Origin of the sequence: Leisingera sp. ANG-S5, from assembly GCF_000813925.1 — a bacterium.
In the GTDB taxonomy this organism is placed as follows: Bacteria; Pseudomonadota; Alphaproteobacteria; order Rhodobacterales; family Rhodobacteraceae; genus Leisingera.
Genome location: NZ_JWLH01000005.1, coordinates 453,154 through 472,142, shown reverse-complemented (window position 1 = coordinate 472,142; position 18,989 = coordinate 453,154). Strand labels below are relative to the sequence as shown.

17 protein-coding genes are annotated in these 18,989 nt (G+C 58.7%); 7 read left to right on the top strand and 10 right to left on the bottom strand.

All coding sequences use genetic code 11. From position 1 onward, the window contains the following. Positions 1–104 precede the first annotated feature (104 nt). Genes RA25_RS10585 through mutT form a run of 3 tightly spaced genes read left to right on the top strand, consistent with a single transcriptional unit; the run spans position 105 to position 2,580 of the window. Positions 105–956 (top strand): foldase protein PrsA, encoded by an 852-nt coding sequence (locus tag RA25_RS10585; RefSeq protein WP_039172101.1) that lies wholly within the window; start codon positions 105–107, stop codon positions 954–956. A 2-nt stretch (positions 957–958) separates the two neighbouring features. Then, complete coding sequence (gene argJ, locus RA25_RS10580; RefSeq protein ID WP_039172099.1) at positions 959–2,185, top strand: bifunctional glutamate N-acetyltransferase/amino-acid acetyltransferase ArgJ; 1,227 nt, start codon at positions 959–961, stop codon at positions 2,183–2,185. Then, positions 2,182–2,580, top strand: coding sequence for an 8-oxo-dGTP diphosphatase MutT (mutT, locus tag RA25_RS10575; protein WP_019295264.1), 399 nt, complete (start codon positions 2,182–2,184; stop codon positions 2,578–2,580). The genes argJ and mutT overlap by 4 nt, the downstream gene beginning before the upstream one ends. A gap of 476 nt (positions 2,581–3,056) precedes the next feature. Here the strand turns inward: mutT and infB are convergent, their stop codons facing one another. The 6 genes from infB to pip form a co-directional block, all read right to left on the bottom strand. Continuing rightward, positions 3,057–5,534 carry a translation initiation factor IF-2 gene (gene infB / locus RA25_RS10570; RefSeq protein WP_039172096.1) on the bottom strand — a complete coding sequence of 826 codons (2,478 nt, stop codon included), beginning with the start codon at positions 5,532–5,534 and terminating at the stop codon, positions 3,057–3,059. A gap of 8 nt (positions 5,535–5,542) precedes the next feature. Next, positions 5,543–6,163, bottom strand: coding sequence for an RNA-binding protein (locus RA25_RS10565; RefSeq protein ID WP_039172093.1), 621 nt, complete (start codon positions 6,161–6,163; stop codon positions 5,543–5,545). Between the two features lie 26 nt (positions 6,164–6,189). Further along, positions 6,190–7,806: a transcription termination factor NusA gene (gene nusA / locus RA25_RS10560; RefSeq protein WP_039147605.1), complete on the bottom strand. Its 1,617-nt coding sequence runs from the start codon at positions 7,804–7,806 to the stop codon at positions 6,190–6,192. Further along, the gene (gene rimP, locus RA25_RS10555) at positions 7,806–8,396 is read right to left on the bottom strand and encodes a ribosome maturation factor RimP (protein ID WP_039172090.1); all 591 of its coding nucleotides are present in this window, start codon (positions 8,394–8,396) and stop codon (positions 7,806–7,808) included. Before rimP ends, nusA begins: the two co-directional genes overlap by 1 nt. Positions 8,397–8,577: 181 nt before the next feature. After that, positions 8,578–9,423 (bottom strand): ABC transporter substrate-binding protein, encoded by an 846-nt coding sequence (locus RA25_RS10550; RefSeq protein ID WP_039172087.1) that lies wholly within the window; start codon positions 9,421–9,423, stop codon positions 8,578–8,580. After that, entirely contained in the window at positions 9,420–10,400 is a 981-nt protein-coding gene (pip, locus tag RA25_RS10545; protein ID WP_019295270.1) for a prolyl aminopeptidase, read from the bottom strand. Before pip ends, RA25_RS10550 begins: the two co-directional genes overlap by 4 nt. Before the next feature lie 50 nt (positions 10,401–10,450). Here pip and ubiG point away from each other — a divergent pair, with 50 nt between their 5' ends. Then, positions 10,451–11,197 carry a bifunctional 2-polyprenyl-6-hydroxyphenol methylase/3-demethylubiquinol 3-O-methyltransferase UbiG gene (gene ubiG / locus RA25_RS10540; protein WP_039147601.1) on the top strand — a complete coding sequence of 249 codons (747 nt, stop codon included), beginning with the start codon at positions 10,451–10,453 and terminating at the stop codon, positions 11,195–11,197. A gap of 313 nt (positions 11,198–11,510) precedes the next feature. On the opposite strand, the gene RA25_RS10535 is transcribed toward ubiG, so the two are convergent. The 4 genes from RA25_RS10535 to RA25_RS10520 form a co-directional block, all read right to left on the bottom strand. Continuing rightward, the gene (locus tag RA25_RS10535; protein ID WP_019295272.1) at positions 11,511–11,951 is read right to left on the bottom strand and encodes a MarR family winged helix-turn-helix transcriptional regulator; all 441 of its coding nucleotides are present in this window, start codon (positions 11,949–11,951) and stop codon (positions 11,511–11,513) included. Continuing rightward, positions 11,951–12,781 (bottom strand): carbon-nitrogen hydrolase family protein, encoded by an 831-nt coding sequence (locus RA25_RS10530; RefSeq protein ID WP_039172084.1) that lies wholly within the window; start codon positions 12,779–12,781, stop codon positions 11,951–11,953. The genes RA25_RS10535 and RA25_RS10530 overlap by 1 nt, the downstream gene beginning before the upstream one ends. Positions 12,782–12,796: 15 nt before the next feature. Next, positions 12,797–13,054: a glutaredoxin 3 gene (gene grxC / locus RA25_RS10525; RefSeq protein WP_019295274.1), complete on the bottom strand. Its 258-nt coding sequence runs from the start codon at positions 13,052–13,054 to the stop codon at positions 12,797–12,799. Between the two features lie 82 nt (positions 13,055–13,136). Next, positions 13,137–13,865 carry a ComF family protein gene (locus RA25_RS10520; RefSeq protein WP_019295275.1) on the bottom strand — a complete coding sequence of 243 codons (729 nt, stop codon included), beginning with the start codon at positions 13,863–13,865 and terminating at the stop codon, positions 13,137–13,139. Between the two features lie 13 nt (positions 13,866–13,878). Between RA25_RS10520 and RA25_RS10515 the strand changes: the two genes are divergently transcribed. The 3 genes from RA25_RS10515 (at position 13,879) to RA25_RS10505 (ending at position 18,943) form a co-directional block, all read left to right on the top strand. Then, positions 13,879–14,694 carry a methyltransferase domain-containing protein gene (locus RA25_RS10515; protein WP_019295276.1) on the top strand — a complete coding sequence of 272 codons (816 nt, stop codon included), beginning with the start codon at positions 13,879–13,881 and terminating at the stop codon, positions 14,692–14,694. Between the two features lie 108 nt (positions 14,695–14,802). Continuing rightward, entirely contained in the window at positions 14,803–15,864 is a 1,062-nt protein-coding gene (gene hemH, locus RA25_RS10510; RefSeq protein ID WP_039172079.1) for a ferrochelatase, read from the top strand. Positions 15,865–15,934: 70 nt separating this feature from the next. After that, the gene (locus tag RA25_RS10505) at positions 15,935–18,943 is read left to right on the top strand and encodes an aminotransferase class III-fold pyridoxal phosphate-dependent enzyme (RefSeq protein WP_039172078.1); all 3,009 of its coding nucleotides are present in this window, start codon (positions 15,935–15,937) and stop codon (positions 18,941–18,943) included. Positions 18,944–18,989: the final 46 nt, after the last annotated feature.

Here is an 18,989-nt window from a genome sequence, read left to right as displayed (position 1 = left end):
ATGGTGCAAAGACGGTCCTGCCAATGGCCTCAAGGCGATGTAAGCGGCAGGGTATAGAGTGTCAACGGCACGGCCCCTTGCGGCCGGGGAATAGGAAGGTTTCAATGCGTAAAGGTCTCACATTTCTGCGCGGTATGGCGATTGCCGCCAGTGCTGCGCTGCCGCTAGCCGTATCAGCAGCGCCGCACGCCAATACAGTGGTTGCCTCCGTCAACGGTGAAGAAATCACCATCGGCCACATGGTCATGGCGCGCGAAAATTTGCCGGAGCAGTACAAACAACTGCCCGACGAGGTGCTCTACAACGCTATTCTCGACCAGCTTGTCCAGCAGACCGCGCTTAAACAGCAACTACGTGGCGAAGTGCCCCACTACGTCGAGCTTGCAGTTGAAAACGAGGAACGCGCGATGCTGGCAGCGGATGTGATCGAAACGGTCATGGACAGAGCCAGCGGCGAGGACCAGCTGCGGGCAGCCTATGACGAGAAATACTCCACCGGTGAAGGCGGTGACGAGTTTCATGCGGCCCATATCCTGGTCGAAAGTGAAGAGGACGCACTGGACGTAAAGGCTGAGCTGGATGCAGGCGCTGATTTTGCCACTCTGGCCAAGGAACGCTCCACCGGACCTTCCGGCCCCAATGGAGGCGATCTAGGTTGGTTCACCACAGGCCGCATGGTGCCTGAGTTCGAACAGGCTGTCCTGAAACTGCGTTCGGGCGAGGTCTCCGGTCCGGTCCAGACACAGTTCGGCTGGCATATTATCCTGTTGAACCAGCGCCGCAAAACGGAAGCGCCCGAGTTCGAAGAAGTGCGTGCCGAACTGGCCGGTGAACTGCGCCAGAAAGCGGTTGAGGACCGGGTGAACGAACTGACAGCTGCCGCAGAAATTGAACGGCCTGAGATCGAGGATCTGGACCCGGCCATTCTCAAAGACCTTAGCCTGGTTAGGAATTGATCATGGCCAAATCCATGCCCGTTTCGCCGCTGGCGCCTGCCGGCTTTCCCGACCTTCCCGTGATCAAGGGTGTGCGATTTGCGTCCGCAGCTGCCGGAGTCAAATACCAAGGCCGTACAGACGTGATGCTAGCAGTCATGGAGCCAGGGACATCCGTCGCTGGTGTCTTTACACGGTCCAAGACCCGTTCTGCGCCAGTGTTGGATTGCCAGGCCAAGCTGGGTGGCGCAACAAACTCAGGCGCGGCAATTTTGGTGAACTCGGGCAACTCCAACGCCTTCACAGGCCATTACGGCCAAACTTCGGTTACGGAGATAACTTCGGCTGTGGCTGCTCGAACAGGCATTCCGGCAGAAAGGGTCTTTACCGCCTCCACCGGTGTGATTGGCGAACCACTGCCCCATGACAGGATCGTTGCCAAGATCAGCGAATTGCACAACTCCGTTGATGAAACTGCACTGGAGGGTGCCGCCAAAGCCATTATGACCACTGACACCTTTGCCAAAGGCTCCTGCGCCACCGTTGGCATAGACGGTAAAACGGTCAAAATAGCCGGTATTGCCAAGGGCTCCGGCATGATTGCACCGGACATGGCGACAATGCTGGTCTACATCTTCACTGACGCAAAGGTTGAACAGGCAGCGCTGCAAGCTCAGCTGGCCGCGATTTGCGACCGGAGCTTCAATTGCATCACAGTGGACAGCGACACCTCCACTTCAGACAGCCTGATGCTCTGCGCTACTGGCGCCTCTGGCGTGGACGCAACCGGCAATGCCGAGTTTGCGGCTGGACTGGAACGGGTCATGCTAGACCTGTCGCACCAGGTCGTACGAGACGGTGAAGGCGCCACAAAATTCGTGGAAATTCAGGTCACAGGCGCGGCTTCGAATGAGGATGCCAAAGTACATGGCATGGCAATTGCCAACTCACCCTTGGTAAAAACCGCTATAGCCGGAGAGGATCCCAACTGGGGCCGAGTAGTGATGGCAATCGGTAAATCCGGCGCTGCCGCAGACCGCGATCTTCTGTCGATTCGCTTTGGCGATGTTCTAGTTGCTGAAAAGGGCTGGGTCTCGCCGGGCTACAATGAGGAGCTAGGCGCGGCGGAGATGAAGAAGCAGGAAATCACCATAAAGGTCGATCTTGGCCTCGGCAGCGGCTCAGCAACCGTTTGGACTTGCGATCTCACCCATCAGTACATCTCAATCAACGCGGATTACCGGTCATGAAAACAGTTCTGGTTTCCGCGGTTGCGCTCATCGATGCGGATGGACGCGTGCTTCTTGCGCAGCGGCCGGAAGGCAAGTCCATGGCTGGCCTTTGGGAGTTTCCTGGCGGCAAGATCGAGCCGGGTGAAACACCGGAGGCCGCACTGATCCGCGAGTTGCACGAGGAGCTGGGCATTGATACCTGGGCCTCCTGCCTGGCTCCGCTTACCTTTGCCAGCCATTCCTATGCGGATTTCCACTTGCTGATGCCGCTGTTTGCTTGCCGAAAATGGGAGGGCATTCCACAGGCAAAGGAAGGTCAAACGTTAAAGTGGGTCCGCCCGCAGGACCTTCGCGATTTTGCGATGCCGCCAGCTGATATTCCGCTTATCCCAATCCTGCGCGACTGGCTCTAAAACGACAGACACTACGGCACAGCGGTAACACCGGAACCGTCACACGCCAGGCTTTCGATGGCAAATCCCACATTTTTGCCGGGTGTTTAACTGCGCCTCGGCAATACGTGTGAACTTTTTGTTAACCATTCTGGTCAAACCTGAAAAAGCAAACCAACTCAGTAGGCTGTACTACAGCGGATTATGAGGCGATCATGCTAAGAACTATCGCGGTTGGAAGTTTTTCACTGGTTCAGGGCATATTCATACGGGCATTCCCAGATGGGAAAATAGCGGTGCAGGTCGGTAGCAAAACATACAAGGGCCACCCGGTAACCCCCTCTGCCTGAGCCGCCACTCACACATGCCAGGCAACGCCGCAAAGGGCAGCTGCAAGGCTGCCCTTTTATTCCTGCGAACACCTTAGTGACCCGAGTAAGAAAATAAGGGCCCCGGTTACTAACCAGAGCCCTCATTCATTCCGTTTTCCGCAGCTATCAATCCAACGTACGCGTGACTTCTTCGCGTTCGAAGATCTCGATCACATCGTTTGGACGGATATCGTCGTAGTTTTCGAACGCCATACCGCATTCCTGGCCGGACTGAACCTCGGACACTTCGTCCTTGAAGCGCTTCAGGGTCTTCAGCGTGCCTTCGTGGATCACCACGTTGTCGCGCAGCAGGCGCACGCCAGCCGAACGGCGGGCGACACCTTCGGTAACCAGGCAGCCAGCAACCTTGCCAACACCGGTAACCTTGAAGACTTCCTTGATTTGGGCGTAACCGATAAAGTTCTCGCGGATCTCGGCAGACAGCAGGCCGGAAGCCGCCGCTTTCACATCGTCCACCAGGTCATAGATCACCGAGTAATAGCGGATCTCCACACCCTTCTGGTTTGCAGTGTTGCGGGCCGAAGCATTGGCACGGACGTTGAAGCCCATAATCGGCGCACCAGAGGCTTCGGCCAGGCCCACATCGGTTTCAGTGATCGCACCAACACCAGAATGCAACACGCGCACACGTACCTCGTCGTTGCCGATCTTCTCCATCGCTTGCACGATGGCTTCGGCGGAACCTTGCACGTCGGCCTTGACCAGGATTGGCAGTTCGGAGACGTTTTCGTCTTCCTTTGCCTTGGCCATCAGCTGCTCCAGCGTGGTCGCAGCACCAGCTGCGGCGCGCTTGTCCTTGGCGGCCTGCTCGCGGTAGGCGGCGATCTCGCGCGCCTGCGCTTCGGTCTCCGTCACGTTCAGAACGTCACCCGCTTCCGGGGTGCCGTTGAGGCCAAGGACCTCGACCGGGACCGAAGGACCGGCTTCCTGCACGCGCTCACCCTTGTCGTTGATCAGCGCACGGACCTTGCCGTACTGCTCACCCACAACAAAGATGTCGCCCTGGCGCAGGGTGCCGTTCTGAACCAGAACGGTGGCAACCGGGCCACGGCCCACGTCCAGCTGCGCCTCGATCACGGCGCCTTGGGCAGCGCGGTCGGGGTTGGCTTTCAGTTCCAGGATTTCCGCTTGCAGCGCAATGGCTTCCAGCAGTTCATCCAAGCCCTGTCCGGTAACGGCGGAAACTTCGACGTCCTGCACTTCACCTGACATCTGCTCCACGATCACCTCGTGCTGCAGCAGGTCGGTGCGGACCTTCGTCGGATCGGCTGCCGGCTTGTCGATCTTGTTGATCGCCACGATCATCGGAACCTGCGCAGCCTTGGCGTGGTTGATGGCTTCGACGGTCTGCGGCATCACCGCGTCATCCGCAGCCACAACCAGAACCACGATATCCGTCACCTGCGCGCCGCGGGAGCGCATCGAAGTAAAGGCCGCGTGGCCAGGGGTGTCCAGGAAGCTCAGCACCGTGCCGCTTTCGGTGGTCACCTGATAGGCGCCAATGTGCTGGGTAATACCGCCCGCCTCGCCTGCCACAACACGCGCATCTCGGATAGCGTCCAGCAGCGATGTCTTGCCATGGTCGACGTGACCCATGATGGTGATGACCGGAGGACGCGGCTTCAGGTCGTCTTCCTTGTCCTCGACTTCCTTGATCACGTCCTCGACGTCAGCATCGGAAACACGGGTTACCTTGTGGCCGAATTCCTCGATGATCAGCTCCGCGGTATCGGCGTCGATCGACTGGTTCTGGGTGACCATCATACCCATCTGCATGAGCGATTTCACCACATCTGCAACGCGTTCAGCCATACGGTTCGCCAGCTCGGATACCACAATGGTTTCCGGCAGCTGCACATCGCGCACAACCTTTTCACGCTCAACCGAGCCTCCCATGGCCTTCTGCCGCGCACGTTCCTGCTTACGCTTCATGGCTGCCATCGAGCGCTGGCGGTTACCTTCACCGCCAGTTGCCTGGCCCAGAGTCAGCTTGCCGGAGCGGCGGTTGTCGTCACGGCCCTTGCCGCGGGACGGGCGTTGCTCGCGCTCGCGTTCGGATTTGCGCGGTGTTGCAGCAGGGGCAGGCTTATTCGGCGCAGAACGCTCAGCTTTCGCGGCTTCCGGTGCCGGCGCGGCTGCAGCACGCTTCGCAGCTTCTTCGGCTGCGATACGCTGACGCTCTTCTTCTTCGGCTTTAGCACGCGCGCGCTCTTCCGCTTCGCGCTGCTCGCGCTCCTTGGCTTCAGCCTCGGCCCGGCGGCGCTCACGCTCTTCAGCGCGGGCTTTTTCTTCGGCTTCGCGCTGCGCGGCTTCCTCAGCTTCGCGGGCTTTTGCAGCCTGCAGTGCCTTCAGGCGGCGCTCCATTTCCGCGTCGCTGATGCCGGCTGGCCGGCGCGATCCGGATGTGGAAGGTGCAGCGCCGCTGCCCCCCTTGGCCGCACCCGGCTTGGGAACCACAACGCGTTTGCGCTTGGTTTCCACCACGACATTCTTGGTCCGTCCATGGCTGAAACTTTGTTTCACGTTCCCCGGACGGGAACCCCCACGCAGACCCAGTGTCTTTTTGCCGTCACTATCGCTCATAAAGCTACTTATCCTTCCGTGCGGCCGTTGCCGCCCACCATTTCGCGCAAACCTTGCAGTCGTTGCGCCTCATCTACAACACGTTTGCTGAGTCCGCCAGAGGCGAGGGCGGCATGGATCGCAGTTTGGCGCCCAAATGCCATTCCCAGCTCGTCCGCCGTGAGGCAGCCGATGAATTTGCCCTTGTAGGGCGTGCTCAGCTTCGACTTCCCGCGCCCGGATCCGTCAGAAGCCTGGATCAGCACCCGGGCCTCTTCCTTGGCCAGCCAATCCTTGACCCGCTCAAACCCGGACACTGCGTCGCCCGATTTGCGCGCCAGGCTGATCAGTTCGATCAGGCGGCGGACTACCTGCCGCTCGACTTCCTGTACCAGCTCATCCGGCACCTGCACCTGCGCCCTGAAACCGCGGGCAAACAGCTTTTTTTTGACTGCTGCAGCCAGAGCCTCCCGGCTGGAGGCGACATAGACACCGCGGCCGGGCAGCTTGCCCATCACATCTGGCACAACCTGCCCGTCAGGCCCCATCACAAATCGGATGAGGCCCTGTTTAGGCTGGGACTCGCCGGTCGCGATGCATTTGCGTTCGCTTTCGCCGGTCCGGTCTTTTGTTGTGCCGCCGCGTGTCATGCAGGTCTCCTGTGCAAGGCCCGAAATCAGGCCTCGCCTTCCTCTTCACCAGCTTCTTCGCCTTCAGCTGCTTCCGCTTCCAGCTCTTCAGGATCAACCCAGCCCAGCATGATGCGCGCGGTCATCACCAGATCCTGTGCTTCCTCAAGCGACATGCCGAAGGGCTCCAGGATGCCGTCGTCCTTGACTCGCTCACCGCCGTCATTGGTCCAGCCGCCGGCCAGTTCCCAATCGGCACAGGTAGCGAAGTCTTCCAGCGATTTCACATCGTCCTTCGCCAGCGCCTCGACCATCTGCGGGGTCAGGCCTTCAAACTGGATCAGGCTGTCTTCGGCACCCAGAGCGCGCGCCGCGTCCAGTGCAGCCTTTGCCTGGGCCTCAAGGAAGTCGCGGGCACGGGCCTGCAGCTCTTCGGCGGTGCCTTCATCGACACCGTCGATCACCAGCAGTTCGTCCAGTTCGACATAGGCAACTTCTTCCAGATTGGTGAAGCCTTCGGACACCAGAAGCTGGGCAAAGAATTCGTCAAGGTCCAGGGTTTCCATGAACAACTTGGTACGCGCTTCGAATTCCTTCTGTCGGCGGGCCGATTCCTCTTCCTCGGTCATGATGTCGATGTCGAGGTTGGTCAATTGCGACGCCAGACGCACGTTCTGGCCGCGGCGGCCGATGGCCAGGCTCAGCTGCTCTTCCGGCACCACAACTTCGATCTTGCCAGCTTCTTCGTCCAGAACAACCTTGGACACTTCGGCCGGCTGCAGCGCGTTCACCAGGAAGGTCGGCTGATCCTCATTCCACGGAATGATGTCGATCTTTTCGCCCTGAAGCTCGTTCACAACGGCCTGCACGCGGGAACCGCGCATACCGACACAGGCACCAACCGGGTCGATCGAGCCGTCATAGGAAATAACCGCAATCTTGGCGCGCGACCCAGGGTCACGAGCAACGGCCTTGATCTCGATAATGCCATCATAGATTTCGGGCACTTCCATCTTGAACAGCTCGGCCATGAATTCCGGCGCGGTGCGCGACAGGAAAATCTGCGGGCCGCGCGGCTCGCGGCGCACGTCCTTGATGTAGCAGCGTACGCGGTCGTTCGGGCGGTAGCTTTCACGACCGATCTTCTCATTGCGGCGCAGGATCGCTTCGCCAGCGCCGACATCTACGATAACGTTGCCGTATTCCTCGCGCTTGACTAGGCCGTTGATGATAGTGCCGGCGCGGTCTTTAAACTCTTCATACTGGCGGTCACGCTCAGCTTCGCGAACTTTCTGCAGGATCACCTGCTTGGCCGACTGGGCGGCAATCCGGCCCATTTCCACCGGCGGCACTTCCTCGACGTAGGTCTGGCCGACCTCGGGCTCCGCCATGTATTGACGCGCCTGCTCGACGGTCATTTCAGCCTGGTAGTTTTCCAGCTCCTCATCCGCCACAACGGTGCGCACTCGGGTAAAGGTGGCGCGGCCGGTCTTGCGGTCAATCGACACGCGGATGTCCATCTCGGCGCCATAGCGGCTCTTGGCCGCGCGGGCGAGGCTCTCTTCCATCGCCTCGATCACCAGACCCGGGTCGATCATCTTTTCGCGCGCCACGGCCTCGGCGGTTTGCAACAGCTCCAGCTGGTTTGCAGAGGTGATAGCCATTACTTGTTCTCCTCGTCAGACTCTTCGGTCTCGATTTCGTCGAATGCGTCTTCGTTCAGCGTGCCGGCCTCTTTGCGCTGCCGCAGCATTTCTTTGATCAGATCATCAGTCAGAACCAGCTTGGCGTCGCTCAGCCAGTCAAATTTCAGACCAATGGTCACGGTCTCGCCCTGATCGTCGATATTGATCAGAACCTCATCTTCTTCAGTGCCTGCCAGCTCACCCTTGAAACGGCGGCGGCCACCGACCAGCTCTTCGGTCTCCAGCTTGGCCTCGTAGCCTTCGAACATGTCAAAGTCCTTCAGCCGGGTCAGCGGCCGGTCAATACCCGGGCTCGAAACTTCCAGTGCATAGGCGTCAATGATCGGATCTTCGACGTCCAACGTCGCACTGACCGCGTTCGAGATCGCGGCACAATCGTCCACTTCAATGCCGCCATCAGGCTTATCGGCCATGATCTGCAGCGTCGTCGCCTTACCAGACATCAGCCGGATTCGCACCAGCTCGTAACCCAGATCCTCGATCACCGGGGTGACGATCTCGGCCAGGCGCCTGTCGATGGCAGCTTTGGCAATCAGGTCGTTGGTCATCAGACCTCCACTTGGAGCGTGCAGACAAAGGCCTGCAAACACAAAAAAACGGGCGCGCGGCCCGTCGAAATTCCCGGTGGAGCCTTGAGCCAGAGGTTCAACGCGCCGCTGTTGTCAAAGGCATATAGGCGGGATTGGGGAAAACTGCAAGGCTTGTGTTGTGCAGAGCCTCCCGGTGGCCTTACAGCCGCCACCACCGTTCTGCAATGCGGCCATCGTCCAGTGGTGCGCGCTGGCCCACCTTTCGTGGAATACCGACATCGTGTCGTGCCGCCAAAGCCATGTCTTTGGAGGACGGATGATACAGAAACTCACCGCGCTTCAGCAGGCCGCGCGGTTCCGGCAGGGCCGCCACATCGACATAACCGTCGCGCAGAGCCTCAGCACGGACCAAAGCATCCGGAATCACGATGATTTCCACCGTGTCTGCCCAGCCCGCTGTGCTGGCTTTATAATGCCCTGCCACTTTGGACGCGCGGAAGTGGCGGTCTTCTTGAGCACGTTCAACGCGGTAGCAGCCGGTTCCAACCGCTTCATCAAGCGCGGCAGGCATTTCTCCGCCCGGAGCTATATAGTGATCAGCACTGGCCAGCAAATATGGCAGATGCGGATTGGGCTGTGCCAGTTCCAGCAGCAATTGATGACCGCCTAACGCGGTAACAGCCCGTAGGTCTGCACCGGTTACGCCCAGCGCATCAAGCGAGGCCGCGGCATCTTCCGCTGTCAACTGTATGCCATCGTGGAAAGTGACATCTTCTCGCAGATCAAGGGTCCAGGCGCGTGCATCCGGCGCGGATTGCCAGCTGGTTGCAAGCTCGCCGCGCAGGAGCCCGTCAGGCGCGACTTCAGTCAGCGTTTCATAGACCGCGCCGCGGGCGGCCTGCTCCAGCATGCCGCCCTCACGCGGAACCGCCAGGCGCAGCACGCCGCCAGCCTTGGGTGACGCATGAACCGAACCGCCAGCCGCCGCCAGCAAGGCAGCAGCAGCACCAGAGGTGAACAGCGCGCGGCGGTCGATGCGCGTCATGGCACAAGCTCTCCTGCAATCCGGTCCATCGCCCGGACCAGTTCTGCGCTGATTCCCGGCTCGGACAGAGCATGGCCGGCATTGCGCACCATCTTCAACTCCGCATTTGGCCACAGCTCGTTCAGGCGCCAGGCGGAGGACGGCGGGCAGATCATGTCATAACGTCCCTGTACGATCACACCGGGAATATGTGAAATCCGCCCCATGCTGGCGAGAATTTGGCCGTCGTAGTCAAGGAAACCGCCGTTGCTGAAATAGTGGTTTTCCAGCCGGGCAAACGCGCGCGCATAATCGCCGGGGCTTTCACCGCACTGACCGTTTGAATGGACGGAGGCCAAGGCGTTCTCCCAAGCGGACCAGGCCCGGCCATAGCGCACTTCTTCCTCCAGATTGCCCGAGAATAAGCGCTTTTTGTATGCCGCAATCATGTCGCCGCGCTCCGCATCCGGGATCAGCGAGACAAACTTAGCCCAGGTCTCTGGCCAGAATTTTCCCGCTCCGCCGCCATAGAACCAGTCCAGCTCCGCCTTGGTCATCAGAAAGACACCGCGCAGGATGACTTGCTGCACCCGGTCCGGATGGGTCTGGGCATAGATCAGCGCAAGGGTTGCCCCCCAACTGCCGCCGAACAGGATCCAAGCGTCAATTCCCAGCTGGGTTCGAATCAACTCCATATCGGCAACTAGATGCCATGTGGTGTTGTTCTCGCAGGAAGCATAGGGGCGCGAGCGGCCGCATCCGCGCTGGTCGAACAGGATGATTCGAAAGACATGCGGATCAAAATAGCGCCGCATCGCCGGGCTGCTGCCCCCGCCGGGCCCGCCATGACAAACGATCACCGGAATTCCATTCGGATTGCCGCTTTGTTCCGCATAGATGCGGTGGCCCTGGCCTGCGTCGATCATACGCTGGTCAAAAGGCTCAACCGGCGGGTAAAGATAATGCACAGCGCGCTTTTGATCCGGGTATCTATCCATTACTGACCTTAGTGAAACGTCACACTACAAAAGAGCACACGGAGACAGGAATGCAAGCGCCTCAATCCACGGTCGACCCTGCGGAAATCGCCAAATTCGAGGCGATGGCGGCAGAGTGGTGGGATCCGAACGGCAAGTTCAAGCCACTGCATATGCTGAACCCGTGCAGACTCGACTACATAACCAGCCAGATCGCCGGGGAGTTTGGCCGCGACCTGACGTCACAGCGCCCTTTCGAAGGGCTGCGGCTATTGGACATTGGCTGCGGTGGCGGGCTGCTAAGCGAACCCATGGCAAGGCTGGGAGCGAAAGTGGTTGGCGCAGATGCCGCTGAAGGCAACCTGCCAGTCGCCCGCATTCATGCAGAGCAATCCGGACTGGAAATCGATTACCTCCACACCACCGCCGAAGCGCTAGCCGAAGCCGGCGAGCAATTCGACGTGGTACTGAATATGGAAGTTGTCGAGCATGTTGCCGATCCGCTCAGCTACCTGACCGCCACGCAGAAACTTCTGAAACCTGGCGGTTTGGAAATCTGCTCGACCATCAACCGAAACCCCAAGAGTTTCGCCATGGCAATTGTCGGAGCCGAAGTAATCATGCGCTGGCTGCCGCGCGGCACCCATGAATGGTCCAAATTCATCACTCCCGACGAACTGTTCGAATTGTTGCACAAGGCCGGGCTGAAGCCGGTAGACCGCAAGGGGTTCGTATTCAACCCAATAACCTGGAATTGGTCAATTTCTGAGCGTGACTTGTCGGTGAACTATGTAACCGCCAGCGTAAAGCCTGATTGAAGAATCAGCCTGAATTTCCGTTGATACTGCCATCTATCCGAAAGGATAGGTGGTAATCCCTATGCGCACTTTTGCGCTTATCCACTGCTTGTTATCGTCAGATTGCGGAATTGGAATATTTCGCTTCGCTACAGGGGTGCAAGCTCCTGAATCGAGTGAATGCTTGCCACTGCAATGATGGTGGGTCCGCCCAAAGGTTACCGGAACCGCCACTCACGGACTGATGGGGACTGATGGGGAGGAAAGGCGCCTGCTAGCGGGCGTCTTTCTTTTTACTTTAAGGTCAAAATGTTTAGGAGGACGGCTATTTCGCTCAGCCGCTCTCTTCCAGTTTACCGCGAAGCTCACGCAGAATTGGCAGCGTGGCGCGGACCCGGTCGCTGCCCAGCTCCCCCACCACTTCCGAAATCACAGGAATGATACCCGCCAGGGCTGCATCCCGGGCTTGTTTTCCTGCTGGGCTGATAGCAACCATCTTTCGCCGCGCGTCATCCCAGTCGGGGCGGACGTGGATATAGCCTGCCACTTCCAGCTTGTTCAAGGTGTTGGTCATTGCGCCGCGTGTCACGTGAAACGCTTTGGCCAGCTGTGCAGGCGACCGTTCCAGCCCGGCTCGGGCCAGATGGTTCAACACAGAGAAATGCGACAGCTCCATCCCCTTGGGCAGCACTTTGCTGAGGCGTGACCGGGCCAGCTGGTCAGCCATCAAAATTTCGCTGAACAGCGATACTGCCAGGGAATGGGTTTCGTCCATCAGGGTCCGTCGAACTCCCGGTCATGAGTTAAAGAAGGCACACGCTTGCGCGCTTCTGCCACTTTTTCCATGTCGAGATCAACGTAAGTCACGCCTGGTTCCTGACCTGCATCCGCCAGAATTTCACCCCATGGAGCAACTGCCAGTGAATGGCCAAAGGTCTTGCGGCTCGGCCCCCTGGAGGCCGGGTGCTTGCCGGTTTGTGCGGGCGCCAACACAAAACAGCCGGTTTCTATGGCACGGGCGCGCAACAGAGAATGCCAATGCGCAGCTCCAGTCACATAGGAAAAGGCGGCGGGAGCAGTGACAATCTGTGCTCCTCCCTTGGCCAAAGCGCGATGCAGATGCGGGAAGCGCACATCATAACAGATGGTCATGCCAATTTTGGCAAAAGGCGTTTCCGCCACCACTGCCTTGGTTCCAGGACGGTATCCATCTGACTCGCGATACGTTTCTTCTGGGGTGACCTCCACATCGAACATGTGAATCTTATCGTAACGCGCCTTGATTTCGCCCTCCGGCGAAATCAGGAACTGGCGGTTGGCAAAACGGCCGTCATCGTCATGTGTCTTGATTCCCAGCGATCCGAGCAGCAACCACACGCCATGCCTAGCCGCTTCTTCCTGCAAGGCCGCCAGAGTTGGATCATCCTCCTCGTGGCACAGCACACCATTCTGATGCGTCCGGCTGCCTGACAGGCAGTTAGTAACTTCTGGCGTCAGTACAAAGCCCGCCCCGCCGCGCACAGCTTCCGCCATCAATGCCTTCACCGTTTCCAGATTTTCAGCCGGAATATCAGTAGATGTCATCTGAAGCAGAGCAGCGCGCATATTGTTTCTCCGGTTTTAAGCCGCCAGCAACGGGTCAAGTTTACCCGCTTGCTCAAGAGCATAAAGGTCGTCACAACCGCCGACGTGCGTGTCGCCGATAAAGATCTGCGGCACGGTGCGGCCGCCATTGGCACGCTGGATCATCTCTGCCTTGCGTCCCGGCTGCGCCAGCACATTGATTTCCGAAAAGGTAACACCTTTCTGGTTCAGCAGCCGCTTGGCCGCATGGCAGAAGCCGCAGAGCGGAGAGGTGTAGATTTCAACCGGTTTCATTCAGGACCCCATGTTCAGGTTTCGAAGGTTGTGGAGGAATTGGGCATTCATTGCAACAATTGCCAGTGGCCAACCCATGGCCTCACGCTTGCGTGACCCGGGCCAGCACCGCCACCCGCACCTCTGCCGCCCCCGCCTGCAAACAGGCCTCGCTGCACGCGCTGAGAGTGGCTCCAGAGGTCATCACATCGTCTACAATCAGCACAATCCGTCCTTTGACCCTTTCTTTCCGGTCTTGCGGTACACCCACGGCTGATCCTAAGAGCCGGTAACGCTGGTCCCGGGTTTTCCCCTCCAGTGCAGGTGTACGCCGGATGCGCCGCAACAAATCAGGACAGTGGTGCAAGTTCTTTCTGCGCGCCAATGCATCAGCCAGCAGGGCGGATTGGTTGTACTTTCGCTTCAGCAGCCGGGTCCAATGCAGTGGCACCGGGCAAATCAATGGATCCCCCTCCAGCAAAGGTTCTGCCGCCCGTTGCAGCCAGTTAGCGGCCGGAACGGCAATTTCCGTGCGGTCACCATGTTTTAGGGCTAACACCAGTTTGCGTCCCTGCCCCTCATAGAGCAAAGCAGACCGCCCTTGGCTCCAGGGCCGCGGATGGCGCAGGCAACTGTCGCACTCCAGGCGGAACCCGTCCGCTTCGCCTGGCAGCGGAGCGCCGCAGCCTTCACAAACTGTTCCACTGATGAAATACATATCTGCCCAGCAATTTGCACACAGCCCGAAGTCACTGCCAACCAGCCCGCCGCAACCCAGGCACTGGGACGGATAAATCAGCGAAACAGCAGTTTGAATCCAAGCCGGCAGCATCTAAATAGCACCCATGACACAAGCACCCATGCAGCTTTTCGACCGCCGCGCCCTGAACGCCCGCCGATCACGACGGCGGCCGGACGCCCTGTTCCTGCACCAGATGGCACGGGACGAAGCTGAGGATCGCCTGGGCTTGGTTAACAGAACCTTTACAGCACCGGCAGTGGTTTGCCCTTTCCCCGAAGTCTGGGAAGGTTTTCATCCACAAGCAAAGGTCGTTGCAGACGAGGATGTCCTCGACCTGAAGGAAGGCACGCATGATGTGGTGATCCACGCCATGTGCCTTCATTGGTCCAATGATCCTGTCGGGCAACTAATCCAATGCCGCCGCGCTTTGAAGGAAGACGGGCTGCTTCTGGTCATCCTGCTGGGCGGGCAGACCCTGCACGAACTGCGTGTTGCTATGGCCGAAGCCGAGACCGTTGTTCTGGGCGGTCTTTCGCCACGCATTGCGCCGATGGGCGAGATCCGCGATCTGGGCGGCCTGCTGCAACGTGCGGGATTCGCCCTGCCGGTTGCTGATCTGGTGCCGCTGACAGCCGAATACCGCGACCTGACCCACCTGGTCCACGACCTGCGCGGTATGGGAGAGACCAACACGCTCGCCCAACGCTTGAAACGCACTCCTCCGCGCGGCCTCTTCCACCTCGCCGATCACATCTACCGGGAGCATTTCGCCAACGCCGAAGGCCGCCTGCCCGCGACGTTCGAACTTGTCTGCCTGACCGGCTGGTCGCCATCGGACAACCAGCAGAAACCCCTGCGCCCTGGTTCAGCCCAGATGCGCCTGGCCGACGCGCTCAAGGTGCCTGAATCAAAGCTCTAGCCTTGATTGGACAAAGCTATTGCTGCGCCAATGTGATCCAATTGGCCTTCCGCGCGTAAACACAGTAGTTATCCGCCAACAAAAATCTCAGCCGCACAGGACCTGCCCATGCTGGACGCCGCCCGGACCGCCAAATGCCCTGCCCACGCCCCAGCCGATCACCCCAGGATCCCGGCAGAAAAAGTCGGCATCCTGCTGGCCAACCTCGGCACTCCGGATGATTACTCCTACTGGCCAATGCGCCGGTATCTGAGTGAGTTCCTGTCTGACAAGCGGGTCATCGACTATCCGTCATGGAAATGGCAGCCGCTTTTGCAGCTAATCATCCTGACCAAACGTCCGTTCTCTTCCGGTGCGGCCTATAAATCGATCTGGAATCACGACACGGGCGAAAGCCCTCTGATGACCATCACCAAGGACCAGACCACCAAGATGGCGGAGGTGATGAAGGCGCGTTACGGCGATCAGGTTATGGTCGATTTCTGCATGCGCTACGGCAATCCCTCCACCAAGTCCAAGGTGCGGCAGATGGTTGAGGCAGGCTGTCAGAAGATCCTGTTTGTCCCGCTCTATCCGCAATATGCTGGCGCGACCTCCGGCACCGCAAACGATCAGTTTTTCCGTGCTTTGATGGAGGAACCTTGGCAGCCTGCCGCGCGCACGATCCCTCCCTATTTCGATCAGCCCGCCTATATCGATGCTTTGGCGCGCTCGGTGGAAGAAGCATATGCCAAAGCCGGGAAACGCCCGGATATTCTGGTAGTTTCCTATCACGGGATGCCAAAGCGGTATCTGATGCAGGGGGACCCGTATCACTGCCAGTGCCAGAAAACGACTCGGTTGCTGAAGGAGCGGCTTGGGTGGGACGACACCCAAATCACCAGCACTTTCCAGTCCGTTTTCGGACCCGAGGAATGGCTTAAACCCTACACAGTGGACCACGTCGCCACGCTTGCCAAGGAAGGCAAGAAGAGCATCGCAGTAATTGCACCGGCCTTCTCTGCGGACTGCATCGAGACACTGGAAGAAATCAACGAAGAGATCCGCGAGAGCTTTGAGCACGCAGGCGGAGAAGACTTCCTTTATATCCCCTGCCTCAATGACGATGACGATCACGTTGCGGCACTGGCAGATGTGATTGAGGAAAACCTGAAAGGCTGGCTGGACTAACCGTCCGCCTCAGTCCAAAAAGTATCCAATATTCAATTTCCGGCCCAACCGGAAAACTGGGAGATATTGGATGACGCTTGCGCATTGGGCCAAAGCCCTCCGGGAGCACTGGGGCATTGAGGCGGAACTGACCCGCCTGGACGGGGAATACGACCTGAACTTCCTGGCCACGGGGCAGGATGGCCAAGGCTATATCCTCAAGGCCATGCGCCCCGGCTGCAAAGAATGGCTGGTTGATATGCAAGTGAAGGCGCTTGAGCATATCCAGGAATGCCAGCCAGACCTGCCCTGCCCGCGGGTCATTGCCTCTCTTTCCCGGCGATCCCTGCTAACCCTTCCGGATGAAGATGGGCAGAACCGGCTGGTCTGGCTGCTGAACAAGTTGCCGGGGCGCTGCTATGCCAAGGCGGAGCCCAAAAGCGATATGCTGATCCATGAAATCGGCCAGACGCTGGGCGGCACTGCAAAAGCTTTGACGGACTTCCACCATGAAGGCTTGGAACGCGACTTCAAGTGGGACCTGATGCGCGCCGGCTGGATTACAGCTCAGCTCTCCTGCATCAAAGACCCCGCGCGCCATGCAATTCTTGAAGAAATATCCGCAGAATTTTCAAAGTTAGAGCCTGCTTTGGCAGAGTTATCCAAGCAAGCCATCCACAATGACGCCAATGACTACAACATCATGGTAGCAGGCGAATTGAACGAACCGCGGCGGGTATCCGGCCTGATCGACCTTGGCGACATGTGCGCGGCGCCGCGCATCTGCGATCTGGCAATTGCCGCGGCCTACATCGTATTGGATCACCCGGCACCGGAGGCCGCTCTTGCGTCACTGGTCGCGGGTTACCACGAGGCCTATCCGCTGACCACCGCCGAGGTCGACATGGTCTGGAAGCTGCTTCGGATGCGGCTGGCGGTAAGCGTGGTGAACTCCACTCTCATGGCCGCGGAAAACCCGGATGATCCTTATGTGACAGTTTCCCAAGCGCCAGCCTGGCGGTTTCTGGAGAGCAATACGCTACATGGCGGGTTGCTGAATGCCCGGCTGCGCGCTGCCTGCGGCCTGCCGGTGGTTGAGGGTGCGGACCGTGTGGTGGCCTGGCTCAAGCAGGAAAACGGAAGTTTCGCCCCGCTGATGGGGGAAGACTTGGCAGATGCGCCGATGGGGACGCTGTCAGTTGAAGAGTCTACCTGGCCGCAAAACCCTTTCCACTTGCCCTTCGAAGAGGCCGCCAAGGTCGGCGAAGAGTTTGAGGATAATGGACGCATCTGGCTAGGCTACTACCACGAGCCGCGGCTTATTTATACGGACCCAGCCTTCCGCAAAGGTCCGTGGAAAGCCAGCAACCGCCGGACGGTGCATCTGGCGGTGGACGCTTTTGCTCCGGCAGGCAAGGCGATGTTCGCGCCGTTACGCGGCACAGTGTTTGTTGCTGAGTACCGCAAGGGGCATCTGGATTATGGTGGGGTGATCATCCTGAGGCATGAAACGCCCGACGGCGATTCGTTCTATACCCTTTATGGCCATCTGGACCCCGAATTCTTGACTCGTTTGAAATCTGGCGATGTCGTCGAGAAAGGTGAAGAATTTTGCCGCCTTGGCGACCCCAGCCAAAACGGCGGCTGGGCGCCGCATGTCCATTTCCAACTGGCCTTGACCACTGAAGGAATCGAAGCCGACTGGCCCGGTGTCGGTGATCCGGACGAAATGTACCTGTGGCGCGCGCTTTGCCCGAACCCGGCTGCGCTGCTTAATCTGCCGGAAGAAAAGGTTCTTTTTCAGCCTACCAGCAAGGAAGAAGTTCTATCAGAACGCCGCTCACATTTCGGCGGCAACCTGAGCCTGACATACAAAGACCCCGTCATGCTCGTGCGCGGCTGGAAGCACCATCTGTTTGACGAATGGGGGCGACCGTATCTGGATGCTTACAACAACGTGCCGCATGTAGGCCACGCCCATCCCCGCATCCAGGCAGTTGCCGCCGACCAGTTGAAGCGGATGAACTCAAACACACGCTATCTGCACCCCGCCCAGACGGCCTTTGCCAAAAAAGTTCTGTCCAAGCTGCCGGATCAATTCGAGGTCTGTTTCTTCGTAAACTCCGGGACAGAGGCGAACGAGCTAGCCCTGCGCTTGGCCCGCGCGCATACCGGCGCCAAGGGTATGGTGACGCCGGATCACGGCTATCATGGCAACACCACCGGTGCGATCAGCATTTCAGCCTACAAATTCAACAAACCCGGGGGAACCGGTCAGGCAGACTGGGTAGAACTTGTTGAAGTTGCCGATGACTACCGCGGCTCCTTCCGCCGGGATGACCTGGACCGGGCGAAAAAATACGCCGGCCTCATAGATCCAGCGATCGCACGCCTCCAGGAGAGAGGGCACGGCGTTGCCGGCTTCATCGCAGAGACCTTTCCGTCAGTCGGTGGCCAAATCATTCCTCCCAAGGGGTATTTGGGTGCGGTTTATCAGAAGATTCGCGCTGTAGGCGGTGTCTGCATTGCCGATGAGGTGCAAACCGGATTGGGCAGACTCGGCGACTTCTACTTCGGGTTTGAACATCAAGGTGCCCTGCCTGATATCGTTGTGTTGGGCAAACCAATCGGCAACGGCCATCCCTTGGGCGTGCTTGTCACCACAAAAGAAGTTGCCGAAAGCTTCGACAACGGGATCGAGTTTTTCTCTACTTTTGGCGGTTCCACACTCTCTTGCCGGATTGGCAAAGAAGTTCTGGATATCGTTGATGACGAGGGACTTCAGGAAAACGCCCGTATCCAAGGCAAGCGGCTGTTTGAAGGCCTGAAGAAACTGGAACAGAAATATGCCTGCGTAGGTGACGTCCGTGGAATGGGGTTGTTTCTTGGGCTGGAACTTATCAATCTGGATGGCTCACAAGCCACAGAGATCTGCTCCTACGTTAAAAACCGGATGCGGGATCACCGCATCCTGATCGGCAGTGAAGGCCCCAAGGACAATACTCTGAAGATCCGGCCGCCTCTTACTATTGATTCTGACGATACAGACATGATCGTCAAAATCTTGGATATCATTTTGCAGGAGGTGGAAGCGGTCTGACAGTCCCTCCGGCAATTCCTTCGGGCAACGAAAAAAGGCGGCGGGT